This is a genomic window from Mycoplasma sp. P36-A1 (assembly GCF_049478495.1).
In the GTDB taxonomy this organism is placed as follows: domain Bacteria; phylum Bacillota_I; class Bacilli_A; order JAJDGJ01; family JAJDGJ01; genus P36-A1.
In genome coordinates, this window is record NZ_CP168083.1 from 342,879 (window position 1) to 356,636 (window position 13,758).

The following is a 13,758-nucleotide window of genomic DNA, read 5'->3' on the forward strand; positions in this document are numbered from 1 at the left end:
AAGGATACAACATTTCTGTTATATCCTGTAATAACTCATATATCAAATTGTAAAATTCCACCCTATTTGACAAAGAGCCAATATTATTTATCCGATAGCTTGTAAATCAGCTTCTAATGTTCCAATAGTTGATAAACCATAATTAGCAACTAAGAAATCTACTAGTGCTGGTGTTGCAAATGCAGGTAGTGTAGGTCCTACTTTAATATTTTTAAATCCTAAGTGCATTAATGCAAGTAATACAATAACTGCTTTTTGTTCATACCATGCAATATTGAATTGAATCGGTAAATCTTCAAATGTATCTGCTTCAAATATTTCTTTTAATTTCATTGCTACAACAGCCCAAGTATATGAATCATTACATTGTCCTGCATCTAGTACTCTAGGAATACCATTAATATCACCTAAGTTTAATTTGTTATAACGATATTTAGCACATCCTGATGTTAGAATTACTGTATCATCTTTTAATCCTTCAGCAAATTCTGTATAGTATTTACGACTTGGGAATCTTCCATCACAACCACTCATAACAAAGAATTTTCTAATAGATCCGTTTTTAACATTTTCTACTACTGAATCAATTAAATTTACAACTTGATTATGTGCAAATCCACCAACAATAGTTCCTTGTTCAATTGCTTGAGGAGGTTGACATTGTTTAGCTTGTTCAATAATTTCTGAGAAGTCTTTTTTACCATCTTTATCAGCTTTTATATGAATACAACCAGGATATCCTGCATCATTTGTTGTATATATTCTTTTTCCATATTCTTCTGTTTCTTTAAAAGGTACAATACAGTTTGTTGTAAATAAGATTGGACCATTAAATGTTTTAAATTCTTCAACTTGTTTCCACCAAGCATTACCATAGTTTCCATATAAATGATCATATTTTTTGAATTTAGGATAGTAGTGTGCTGGTAACATTTCTGAGTGTGTATAAATATCAATTCCAGCATCTTTACTTTGTTCTAATAATTGTTCCATATCATCCATATCATGTCCACTTATTAAAATACCAGGTCTAGTTCCAGCATCAATTTTAACTTCAGTGATTTCTGGACTTCCTAAGCTTTCATTATGAGCTTTATCTAATAAAGCCATAGCTTTAACTCCGTATTCTCCAGTTCTATCAACCATTGTAATTAATTCATTCATATCTTTTGTGTCTTTTAATTTAGCTAACATTTCAACTGTAAAATTATGTATAGAATCATCATCAAATCCTAAATTAATTGCATGTTGATGGTAAGCTGCCATACCCATTAAACCAGTAATGACAAATTCTTTTAGTCCTCTTAAATCGGCATTTTCTTCATTTTGAGTACCAATAGTTTTCCAAGAATCTTCTGTTAAGACAAAAGCATCTTTTTTACCAGTTAATCTTTCATATATTTCATTTGCTTTAGCAATTTCATTAGTGAATACTGCTTCATCAAAGTTCGCATTTGTAATACATTTAAATAAACTATGAGTTACAAATTCTTTAGCTTCCTGATCTTTGTAGCCTTGTTCTAAAACTACTTTTGATATTTCTTTAATGGCATTTTTTAATACATCCATGTTATTAGCAAGTGTTGGTTTTTTACCACAAACACCAGCTATTGTACATGCTTCATTTTTTGCTGTTTCCTGACATTGGTAACAGTACATTTTTGGTTCCATATTATGATCTCCCTTTTATTATTTTATTTTGTTCTTCTTTATTGTATATCAAATAAATAGTTATAATGTAGCTTATGCACTTTTAATTAAAGACTTTCAAAAGATAAACAAAAGATAAGTCTTAACTTTGTCCAATTATGTAATATAGAAGTTTTTTAGAATAGGAATTTTGCGAATAAAAGCCATCAATTGTTTCTTGTAGTGTCTTTAAGTCAGTAGTTACAATACCGTCAATATTTTGAAACATTAAGCCACTCATTGATTCTTCATCTGATACTGTCCAAGCATAAACCTTCTTGTTATTAGCGTGTATCTCATCAATAAATCGCTTGTTTAATGTAGAGTATTCTAATGTATAAAAATCTACAATATCTTTAGGTTGTCCTAATACTTCTAAAATCATTATATATCCAGCTGGAATAGTTCTATTCTTTTGATTTAAATAGTTTAATGCATCATAGCTTAACGACTGTATTTGATGATTATTTGTAATAATATTTTTCTGATATTTATCAAGAAATAAATTCACAAAATGCTTTGGATCACTATCATATAGTTTAAACTCTATTAATAGTTTTTGTTTATGCTTATTGGCATTTTCTAAGTAACTATCAAAATCAGATATCGTTGTTTTATAGTTATTTTGTTTTATAGTTGTATTTGTAAGTTGTTCTAAAGTTAAACTACTAACTTCAGTACTTTTATTTGTTAAACCTTTTAGTGTTTTATCATGATAAACAACAAATTTATCATCCTTAGTTAATTGTATATCTATTTCTACATAATCAGGTTTATACTTAATTGCTTTATTAAAGGATTGGATAGTATTTTCAACCCCTTTTTTATTGCTGATACCACGATGTGAAATGCTTAAAGGTTTTGAATTTAAAACGTTTTGTAAATACATACTATTATAGGTGAATAATGAAAAAAGTGAAATAATAGTAAAAAATGTAATAAAGATCGTTTCACTACTTAATTTAACATTATTATTAAAAAATGAAGATGTATTAAGTAGGGGTGCTAATAAGTTATATTCTTCTATTTGATTAAAGAATACACTAAAAGTTAAATATACTCCTACTAACCAGTAGAAGTAGTTAAAACCTTGCATTATAAATATTATTATTAGTGATGAATTATATGCAAAAGATGGTAAATAATTATCAAAACCTAACTGTATTGCTAGAAGGATAAAGTATATTGAAGTCATTGCAAATGATAGTGTTACAAATATTAAAATATAATTTTTTAAATAAAAGAATAATTTCTTTTTAGTGTACTTAAGACTAATGTTTATTGCTTTTTTTAACTTAATATTCTCAAGCATCATTAATGGAAGTACTAATACTAATCTAATAGCTACATATAAAACTAAAATGTAAAATAAGCCTAAGACTATTGGATAGATACTGTTTGTAGTAGTAATGAATTCCATAATAAAATCAGGAATTCTTACATTTGCTAATAATTTAGTATAAAAACTAAATCCTGCAAGAGGTACAAAAATAAGTAAATAAAAGAAAGTGAATAATAGTTTAGTTGGACTTAAACAAGATATCGCAAATACTGTACTTGTTAGTAGTTTAGTAGATGAGATATATTTATCATTTCTGATATACTGCATTGTAATAATTATTATATAAAATTGAATGTATAAAAGTATTAATATAAAGATAAACAAGACAATAAAGATAATACTGAATAAAGGTACATTTTTAAATACAGTAAAGATATTGTCATATGAAATATAGGTTATACCACTTATTTTCATTAAAGCTAGAGCTAATTTTCTTAATAAGGGTATGAAAATGTACATTGTTAATATATTAGCTAGTGCTATATATTTTGTGTTTGCATATGGATGTTTCAATAATTTAGAAATACTATCCTTTAATATTTGAATGCTGTTCAAATAACCACCGCCTTATAGTTATTATAGTACAAATAAAAAAGAAAATCTCATCTGAAATTTTCTAATTATTTACAGTTATATAAATTATACATTCAAATATTGATATGTATAGTATTCTAAAAGTCTTATTTATTATAAAAGTTGTTTGAATTTTTTAATATAGAAATACTTTACTAGAGATGTTAATAAGATATAGCCAATGATTATTACAATTAAATAAGCAAAGTAGTATATTGGTAAAGGTAACATTTCTAAATCTACATTTATAGGTGAATAAGCTAAATAGGTTCCAAGTACTATTCCTAATGTTGTTACTACAAAAACAATAAGTGAGGCACTAGATTTTATAAAAGGAACTTTTTCTGTTCTTAAGACATGAATGATAAATGTTTGTGTCCATAATGACATAATAAACCAACCTGTATGAAACAGTGTAATAAAGATTGCTTGATCAGCATTGTTTAGATTATGGAAGGTATTTCCTAAAATAGCTGGGCAAATAACAAAATACATTAGTAAATAGGTTAATATATCAAAAATAGAACTTGTTGGTCCAAACCACATCATAAATGATTTAATACTTTTTGCTGACCATCTTTTGGGAGTTGTTAAATATTCTGAATCCATATTATCCCAAGGTAATGAAATACATGAAATATCATATATTAAGTTTAAAATTAAAATTTGTAGTGGAAGCATTGGTAAAAATGGTAAAAATAGCGTTGCTACTAAAACAGAAAACATATTACCAAAATTAGAGCTTGCAGTTATTTTAATATATTTCATAGTATTTCCAAATATTTTACGACCAGACATAATACCTTTTTCTAAAACCATTAAATCTTTATCTAATAAGATTACATCAGCTGATTCTTTTGATATATCAACTGCAGTGTCAACACAGATTCCAACATCAGCAGCCTTCATTGCCATAGCATCATTAATTCCATCACCCATATAACCAACTACATGATCATTATTTTTAATAGTAGTTACAATTTTAGTTTTTTGATCGGGAGACACTTTAACAAAAATATCATATTCTTCAGTTATTTGTTTTAATTCATCATCATTTTTATCTTCGATATCTTTTCCATAATATATTTTACTAGCGCTTAAACCAACTTGATTACAAACATTTCTAGTAACAAGTTCATTATCACCAGTGATAACTTTAACTTTAACATTGTTTGATTCAAGTGCTTTGATTGCATTTTTAGCTGATTCTTTAGGTGGATCTAAAAATGCTAATATACCAATTAAAGTCATTTCACTTTCATCTTTTACTTCAAACTCTTCTTCAGCTGGTGGATTTTTCTTTGTTGCTAAACCAATAACTCTAAATCCTTGTGAGCCAAGTTTATCAACAACATCCATAACCTTTGTTTTAACTTTTTCATCAAGAGTGACAACTTTCTTATTAATATACGCTGTTGTTGAAATTGAAAGTAACTCTTCAATTGCTCCTTTAGTAACTAGCAATGTATCAGTATTATAGTTTTGAATTACTACACTCATTCTTCGTCTGTTGAAGTCAAAAGGAATTTCATCTACCTTTGTATATTTATATCCATACTTATCAACATTAAGTTGTTTATTTGCAGATTCAATTATAGCTTCATCCATCAAGTTATTTAAACCAGTTTGATAATAGCTATTTAAATAAGCCATTTTTAAGACATAATCATCATCTTCTCCTAGAAGGTTTTGATGATATTCTAAAACTATTTTATCTTGTGTTAATGTTCCAGTTTTATCAGTGCATAAAACATCAATTGCTCCAAATGATTGAACACTGTTTAAACTTTTAACAATTGTACCTTCTTTAGCAAGACTAACACTACCTTTTGATAGGTTTGTTGTAACAATCATAGGAAGCATTTGAGGTGTTAATCCTACAGCAATTGATAAAGCAAATAACATTGAATTAAGCCAGTCTCCCTTAAAAAAACCGTTGATAAAGAATACAATTGGTACCATTATTAACATAAATCTAATTAATAACCAAGAAACAGAATTGATACCCTTATCAAAGTTGGTTTGAGGCTTTGCAACCGTTATATTTTTAGCTATTTCACCAAAATATGTTTTTGAACCGACATTGATAACAATACCAATTGCACTTCCTGATACTACATTACTTCCCATGAAAACCATATTTTCATAATCATATGGATTATCAGTTGTTTTAACTTCATAGGCACTACTAGTTTTTTCAACAGGTGCACTTTCACCAGTTAAGGCAGATTGTGATATAAATAAATCCTTTGATTGTAGTATACGCATATCTGCAGGTATCATATCACCTGCACCTAGATAGATGATATCATTTTTGACTATTTCTTCCATTGGAGTTTCATAAGCATTTTTTTCTGATCTTTTAACTTTAGTAGTTATACTAACCATCTTTTTAAGTTTAGAAGCAGCGTTACTTGATTTTTCACTTTGAAAAAAACTTAGTAGTCCACTCATAATAACCATTATTAAAATGATCAGCACAGCAGTTAAATCTCTTTCACCTACATCAGCAAACATATAATCAGTAAAAAAAGATACTACTGCTAGTATTATTAATACTATTGTAAACGGTGTAAAAAATTCTTTAATCAATTTTATTAGAATATGTTCTTTCTTTCCATAACTTACAGTGTTTAAACCGTATTGTCTAATTGATTCTTGTACTTGGTTTTCACTTAAACCATTGATATCAATACTGTATTTTGTAATGATATCTTGTGTTGATAATTTTGTTAATTCATTGTAAATATTTGTGTTGTTATTCATATTTTTAGTCCTCCATTAGTTTAATAACAATGAGACTAAAAGGCATAAAAAAACCATGATTGAATTCATGGTAAAAAAATACATTTTTTTCAATCAGTTAAAGTAGATATTTAATTGGTGTTCTAGTGTATGCCAAGTAGCCTTTATGCCGGAATGTTCATCATCTATTACTAAAATTGCCATAACTATCACCTCTTTCAATATGTTTATAATTTAATATTAACAAATAAAACAAGTTAAAGCAATATCAAAGGTCAAGAAATATTAATTATATGTAAATATTTTTACAATTATTTAATAAACACTAAACAACTGCCTAAATATTAATTAATAATATATAAAAAAGATATTATGCATAAATATACATAATATCTTTATAAATTATTTTTCTTTAAATACTACAATAGCATCAGCTGCTTTAATTCTAGGTAAAACAGTTTCTATTATTCTTAAATGATGGTTTAAGTCCACTGATTCAATATAACTTGAACAAATATCTTGGCCTAAAACTAAATCGATATATTGTTGTTGTGCAGCAACTAACAATGCTGTTTTTGGTTTTAAAACATTTGATTTAATTACTTTACGATCAATTAATTTAGATATTCTTTTCAATACTATTTCACCAGTACCTGGTTGTATTCTTTGTAATGCTACATATAAATCAGAACTTACTATTAAAGTGTGATTTCCATAACGAGCTTTATCTTCTAAATAAGTAACAGCTTTTGCGATATCTAGAAAAGCATTTTCAGCTTCCCACCAATCTTTTATTTCAATTACTTTATTACCTTTAACATTTATAAGCCCTGGAATATCTAACTTTTCATTCCCATAAAAAATCAAATTATCTTCAGCTCTAGCTAATGTTTCTGCTCCAGCTCTTGCTTGCGATAAATCAAAAGGTAAATTCTCTTTTTCAGAAGCAGCTAAGTCACGCCAGTTAAGCCAGAAATCACTATATAGTTGTACTATTTCATATAGTTTACGATTTGATGTACTTACTATATTATCTTCAAATATTTCCTCATGATCATATTGATCAACTTGAACAAATCTTATTCCTGTTCCTAAGTTTGTTATTGGAATAAATTGACGACCTTTTAGATTGCTTTTAACAGTTTCAACTACAGCACTATCTATATCATTCCATAACTTATCGCTAAAATTAGCGGCATCTCTTTGTAAATAATCCATACTTATTCCTCCTTACTCTTCTATTAATGAACCTACTGTATTAGCTTGTAGGGCTGTTTTTGCTAAACTTTCAATCATTTCTTGTCCCTCTTCTTGACCTTCATTGAAATGAACAGCCCCATCAGGATCTAAATAAGACAATAATCTCATTAGTTGTCCTACATGAAGTTTTTCCTCATCTCTAATATCTGCTAATATTTCTTTTACAACAATATCATCAGTTGCTTGTATATGTGCATCATAAAGATATATTGCTTCTAATTCTCCGGCAATATCTACTCTTATGGCTTGTACTAATTCATCCTTTGTTATCTTTCTATCAACATTGAATGAAAATGGATCTGCAAATGCTGGCATATAATTCCCTCCTTATATTTTAATTTAACTTAATATTAAACTTATTTTATTTACAAAACAAATCTTATGCCTTTTGTTTTAAAGTACTGTTTTATTATTTAGATTGATTATATATTAGAAATGTATTATTATGTATTTAAGGTAAATATATTTAAAGATTAGGTAGGTAGTTTATGAAAAGATTTATGATTTTTAGTTGTGGAGTTATTTGTGTTGTTATAGGATTAGTAGGTATAATTCTACATATTTTACCAACAACACCATTTTTATTGTTAGCATCAATTTGTTTTGTAAAAACAAGTGAGAAAGCACTTAATATTTTATATTCTAATAAATTATGTAAAGCTTATTTACAAAGTTATTTAGAAGATGAAGGAGTTAGTGCATCTGATAAAAGAAAAGCATTTTTATTCTTATCTGTTGGTATGTGTTTTTCAATGGTTATGGTACCAAAACTATGGTTACAATTAATGTTATGTTTTATTTATATATGTGTAACACTACATATATATTTAATTAAAAATAAATCTTATGAAGAAGTTTGTATTATTGATAATGTCTTTTAATAAAAAATATTACTAAAGTAGCTTAAAATATTTATAAATATGGTATATTATATTAATAAATATATCATAAATGGAGGATTGTTATGAAAACTGCAAAAAAAGCAATTATTACTGCTGTCGTAGTTGTGCTATTATTTGGTGCAGTAGGCAGTTATTTATATGTTAATCATACTGAAGTAGGAAGACGTCAATTTAAAAACTTCTCATCAAATTTTACAGGTGGATTAAACCGTCATGTCTATATACTAGATAAAGATGGCAAAATTGTTTGGGAACGAAAAGGAAAATTTGATGTCGTAAATGATAATGGTAATATTTCCTATGTAGAAAGTACTACTGGTAAAAAAACAATGCTTGTAGTTGGGGACAATGAAACATTAATAATTGAAGAATTAGATTAAATAAAAGGATATAGCCTTTCATGATTGAATGGTTATATCCTTTTTATTATTATTAGCTTAGTTAAATGTTAAATATTTAAATGTATAACGTTATGTGCATTATTTCACAAGTTATACATGATTATGTCCACATTTTACTATATGTAAAAGTGGTAAAATTACATGAATATATTTTCGGGAGGTAGAATTATGTATGAAGCATTAATTGATGATGTAAATAGTGTAGCGCTTGAAAAATTAGAAGCTAGTAATAAAAATACCTTTAATTTTTTTATAGCTAGTATTATCGCAGGATTTTTCATAGGCTTTGGTTGCTTACTTATTTTTAGTATTTCAGGGCAGTTAGGCAATACTATTTTTACTAAGATTGCAATGGCAGCTAGTTTTGGTATTGCATTAAGTTTAGTTGTTATGGCCGGCTCAGAATTGTTTACTGGAAACAATTTTGTGTTAGGGGTTGCCTTACTAAGTAAAAAAGCAAAAGTAAAAGAAACAATTAAGTTATGGAGTATATGCTATTTAGGTAATTTAATTGGATCAGTATTACTAAGTATCTTGTTTGTAGGAACAGGCTTAAATCATATTGGAGGAAATGCAACAAGCGATGCTACAGCTAATGCATTACAACATGCTGCAAATTTAAAAATGCATGGTGATTTCTTTAACTTGTTTTGTAAAGGTATTTTATGTAATATTCTTGTTTGCCTTGCGGTGCTATGTTCAATTAAACTAAAAAGTGAAAGTGGAAAACTTATAATGATTTGGTGGTGCTTATTTGCTTTCAATGTTATAGGTTTTGAACACTGTGTAGCTAATATGACTATTCTAACTTCTAGTTTATTAGCAAATCATGGCTCTACACTGTCAATAGGGGGAATGTTCTACAATTTATTTGCTACATCCTTTGGTAATCTAACAGGTGGATTATTGGTTGCTATTGCTTATTTTGGAACTGTAAGCAAGAAATATAAACTTAATTATTTAAAATAAAAATATTTGATTAAACTAGCTTTTAGCTAGTTTTTTTGTTTAAAACGTAATTTTAACAAAAGCTAAGTTTATAATAAATATATATAGTATATAGTATAAGTATAAAAAAACTCCTTATAACTAAGGAGTAAATTGTTATATGGGGCGGATGACGGGAATCGAACCCGCGCATGACGGTACCACAAACCGTTGTGTTAACCACTTCACCACATCCGCCATATTTTAACGACAAATATATAATACAATAAATAGAAAAGTTTGTAAAGATAAAACCGTAAAAAATCGACATTTCTTTTATTATTAGTGTTTTTTAGAATATATAGCTAAATCTTTGAAACAAGTTTACTAGTAATATAGAATTATATTAGTATTATAGTTATAAAATATCTATATGTTAAAATTTATATGTGTTAAAATATTGATTTAGTAAGAAAAGAGGGATGTTTATGAAAAGGATAGTTGTAGCCGGTGGCTGCTTTTGGGGAGTAGAAGAATACTTTAGAAGATTAAAAGGTGTTGAAAAGACTAGTGTTGGCTATGTGAATGGTACTAAGTACAAGCTTACTTATGAAGAAGTTTGTTCAGGAGTCTTTCAAGCAAAAGAAGGTGTAGAAATATTTTATGATGAAAACATCATTGACTTAAATAAAATATTAGAACATCTATTTAGAATAATAGATCCTACAAGTTTAGATAAACAAGGTAATGATGTAGGTGTATCATATAGAACAGGAGTTTATTATACTGATATTAATGATAAAACTATAATTGATAATTTTATCATGAATGAACAAGCTAAGTATAATAAACCAATAGTTGTAGAAGTAGAATTAGAAAATGGTTTCTTTCATGCTGAGGATTATCATCAAGCTTATTTAGTAAAGAATCCAAGTGGTTATTGCCATGTTAATTTTTCTAAAATAAATGAAAATGAATTAAAATAATAAGATGATTTGTTAGGGAGTGGAATAGATGTCAAATGTAACTTTAGGAGTTGACATGGGAAGTACAACTATTAAGTTAGTTGCTATTAAAAATGAAGAAGTAATTTACAAGGTGTATGAAAGACACCATTCTAAAATAAATGAGACACTTAGTAGATTGATAAGTGATTTTTTGAGTGAGTGCAATGAAGAAGAGGTTTACTTTAATATTACAGGTAGTGCAGGACTTGGTTTGTCTAAAAAGTTTGGGATGAACTTTATTCAGGAAGTTAGTTGTGCATTTTATGCAGTAAATAAATTATATGATGATGTCTCTGTTATTATTGAATTAGGCGGAGAAGATGCAAAAGTAATATTTATAGATAATGGAAATATAGAACAAAGAATGAATGGTACTTGTGCTGGAGGTACAGGAGCTTTTATTGATCAAATGGCACAATTAATTAAAGTGGATGTTAGTCAGATGAATGAATTAGCAAGCAATGCTAATAAAATTTATGATATTTCAAGTAGATGTGGTGTTTTTGCTAAAAACGATATTCAACCTTTATTGAATCAAGGAGCTACTAAAGAAGATGTAGCAATAAGTGTTTATCAAGCAATAGTTAATCAAACAATAATAGGTCTAGCTCAAGGTAGAGAAATAAAAGGTAAGGTTTGTTATTTAGGAGGACCATTAACATTTAGTAGTCAACTTAGAAAAAGATTTGATGAAACTTTAAATTTAACAGAAAGCTTTATTCCTGAGAATTCTGAATTATTTGTAGCCTATGGTTGTGCTATTTATGATACTGAACAAAAACTTAATTTAAAAGACTTATTACAAGGACTAGAAAATATAAAAGCAGATGATTCTCAAAAATTTTTAGATCCATTATTTAAAGATGAAGAAGACTATCAACAGTTTTTAAAAAGACATGATCATAATATTGAAGTAAAAGATATCAAGAGTTATAAAGGTGATGCTTATTTAGGTATAGATGCTGGAAGTACTACAACTAAAATGGTCTTAATATCTCAAGATGATAAATTATTATATGAATATTATGGTAATAATGAGGGTAATCCTTTAGATATAGTCAAAAAGGAATTACTAAATATTTATCGATTAAATAGTGATATAGAGATAAAAGGAGCATACTCTACAGGTTATGGAGAACAACTAATTAAAAATGCCTTTAAACTTGATGGTGGACAAGTAGAAACTATTTGTCACTATGAAGCAGCTAAACATTTTTTACCTGAAGTAGAATTTGTTCTTGATATTGGTGGTCAAGATATGAAGTATTTTACAATAGATAATGGAGTAATAACATCTATTGTTTTAAATGAGGCATGCTCAAGTGGTTGTGGTTCATTTATTTCTACTTATGCTTCATCATTAGGTCATAATGTAAAAGATTTTGCAGTTATGGCTAAAAATGCTAAAAGACCAATAGATTTAGGAACAAGATGTACTGTTTTTATGAATAGTGGAATAAAACAAGCACTAGCTATGCAAGTAAGTATTGAAGATATTTCAGCTTCTTTAGCAATTTCTGTTGTTAAAAATGCTTTATACAAGGTAATAAGAGCAACTGATTTTAAAGAAAACTTTGGTACTAAAGTTTTAGTTCAAGGAGGCACATTTTATAATGATGCTATTTTAAAAGCATTTGAAGATGAAATAGGCTTTGAAGTAATCAGACCAAAAATTGCAGGATTAATGGGAGCATATGGAGCAGCTTTAATAGCTAAAGAACAAAACTTAGCAAGTTCTAGTATTATTAGTTATGAAAGTTTAAAAGATTTTGTCTATAAAGCCAGTAATGTAACTTGTAAATTATGTCCAAACCATTGTTCTTTGACTGTCTCTAAATTTAGTACGGGAGAAAACTTTATTGCTAATAATAAATGTTCTAAACCATTAAAGAAAAAGACTACTAGTAGTAATCTAGCAAATATGTATACTTTTAAAAATGAATTATTACAATCTTATATCGATAATCAAAAGGATTATGATTCGGTAATAGGAATACCTAGAGGATTAAACATGTATGAAAATATTCCTTTTTGGATTGGCTTTTTTAATCAGTTAAATACAAAGGTAATTGTTAGTGATAAAACATCTATGAATCTAATAAAAAAAGGACAACATACAATACCAAGTGATACAGTATGTTATCCAGCTAAAATAATACATGGTCATATAATAAATTTACAAGATAAAGGTATTAAGAATATTTTCTATCCTAATATGCCATATAATGAAAATGAATCTTGTAATCTACAAAATCATTATAATTGTCCAGTTGTTGGTTGTTATCCAGAATTGATAAAAGCTAACTTAGATCTTAGCAAGCATAATTATTTTATGCCATATATTACATTAGATAATAAAAAAGCTTTTATTAAAGTTATGGAACAAAGTTTAAAAGAATTAGGATTTTCTAAAAAAGATATTAAAATAGCTTATGATAAAGCAAAAGAAAAACAAAATATGTATCGAAATGAAGTTTTTGTTGAAGGAGAAGCTGTTATTAATGATGTAATTACTAATAATAAAAATGCATTAGTATTAGCAGGTCGTCCATATCATATAGATGAGGAAATAAATCATGGTATTGATAAATTAATAAATGATTTAGGCTGTGTTGTCTTGAGTGAAGATAGTTTTAGATTAGATGATACTAAAAAGACTAATGTTTTAAATCAATGGACATATCACAATAGAATGTATAATGCAGCGCATAGTATTGCAAAATACGATAATATTAATCTAGTACAACTAGTATCTTTTGGATGTGGAATAGATGCTATTACTAGTGATGAAGTAAAGAATATTTTAAGTGAAAGTAATAAACTATACACACAAATAAAAATAGATGACATATCTAATGTTGGTAGTGCTAATATTAGATTGAGAAGTTTAATAAATGTAATGGGGGAATAGT

At 27.3% G+C, this 13,758-nt stretch carries 10 protein-coding genes and 1 tRNA gene; 5 read left to right on the forward strand and 6 right to left on the reverse strand.

What is annotated here, in order from left to right:
• Nucleotides 1-87: 87 nt before the first annotated feature.
• The 5 genes from hcp to ACD762_RS01540 all read right to left on the reverse strand — a co-directional run bounded on the left by hcp (nucleotide 88) and on the right by ACD762_RS01540 (nucleotide 7,924).
• Nucleotides 88-1,671 carry a hydroxylamine reductase gene (gene hcp / locus ACD762_RS01520; RefSeq protein ID WP_423364125.1) on the reverse strand — a complete coding sequence of 528 codons (1,584 nt, stop codon included), beginning with the start codon at nucleotides 1,669-1,671 and terminating at the stop codon, nucleotides 88-90.
• Between the two features lie 121 nt (nucleotides 1,672-1,792).
• Nucleotides 1,793-3,586, reverse strand: coding sequence for a glycerophosphoryl diester phosphodiesterase membrane domain-containing protein (locus ACD762_RS01525; protein ID WP_423364126.1), 1,794 nt, complete (start codon nucleotides 3,584-3,586; stop codon nucleotides 1,793-1,795).
• 132 nt (nucleotides 3,587-3,718) lie between these two features.
• Nucleotides 3,719-6,370, reverse strand: a complete 2,652-nt coding sequence (gene mgtA / locus ACD762_RS01530) for a magnesium-translocating P-type ATPase (protein ID WP_423364127.1) — start codon at nucleotides 6,368-6,370, stop codon at nucleotides 3,719-3,721.
• Between the two features lie 381 nt (nucleotides 6,371-6,751).
• On the reverse strand, nucleotides 6,752-7,567 hold the full coding sequence (locus ACD762_RS01535) for a family 1 encapsulin nanocompartment shell protein (protein WP_423364128.1): 816 nt from the start codon (nucleotides 7,565-7,567) through the stop codon (nucleotides 6,752-6,754).
• 12 nt (nucleotides 7,568-7,579) lie between these two features.
• A complete protein-coding gene (locus tag ACD762_RS01540; RefSeq protein WP_423364129.1) occupies nucleotides 7,580-7,924 on the reverse strand; it encodes a demethoxyubiquinone hydroxylase family protein in 345 nt (114 codons plus the stop codon).
• 173 nt (nucleotides 7,925-8,097) lie between these two features.
• Between ACD762_RS01540 and ACD762_RS01545 the strand changes: the two genes are divergently transcribed.
• The 3 genes from ACD762_RS01545 (at nucleotide 8,098) to ACD762_RS01555 (ending at nucleotide 9,881) form a co-directional block, all read left to right on the forward strand.
• Complete coding sequence (locus tag ACD762_RS01545) at nucleotides 8,098-8,490, forward strand: YbaN family protein (protein ID WP_423364130.1); 393 nt, start codon at nucleotides 8,098-8,100, stop codon at nucleotides 8,488-8,490.
• A gap of 83 nt (nucleotides 8,491-8,573) precedes the next feature.
• Nucleotides 8,574-8,891 (forward strand): hypothetical protein, encoded by a 318-nt coding sequence (locus tag ACD762_RS01550; RefSeq protein WP_423364131.1) that lies wholly within the window; start codon nucleotides 8,574-8,576, stop codon nucleotides 8,889-8,891.
• A 189-nt stretch (nucleotides 8,892-9,080) separates the two neighbouring features.
• Complete coding sequence (locus ACD762_RS01555) at nucleotides 9,081-9,881, forward strand: formate/nitrite transporter family protein (RefSeq protein ID WP_423364133.1); 801 nt, start codon at nucleotides 9,081-9,083, stop codon at nucleotides 9,879-9,881.
• Between the two features lie 140 nt (nucleotides 9,882-10,021).
• Here ACD762_RS01555 and ACD762_RS01560 read toward each other — a convergent pair.
• Nucleotides 10,022-10,097 (reverse strand) — tRNA-His (locus ACD762_RS01560).
• Between the two features lie 230 nt (nucleotides 10,098-10,327).
• On the opposite strand from ACD762_RS01560, the gene msrA reads away from it, so the two are divergent.
• Together msrA and ACD762_RS01570 are read left to right on the forward strand one after the other, a co-directional pair.
• On the forward strand, nucleotides 10,328-10,825 hold the full coding sequence (gene msrA / locus ACD762_RS01565; RefSeq protein ID WP_423364134.1) for a peptide-methionine (S)-S-oxide reductase MsrA: 498 nt from the start codon (nucleotides 10,328-10,330) through the stop codon (nucleotides 10,823-10,825).
• Between the two features lie 28 nt (nucleotides 10,826-10,853).
• Entirely contained in the window at nucleotides 10,854-13,757 is a 2,904-nt protein-coding gene (locus tag ACD762_RS01570; protein ID WP_423364135.1) for an acyl-CoA dehydratase activase, read from the forward strand.
• Nucleotide 13,758: the final 1 nt, after the last annotated feature.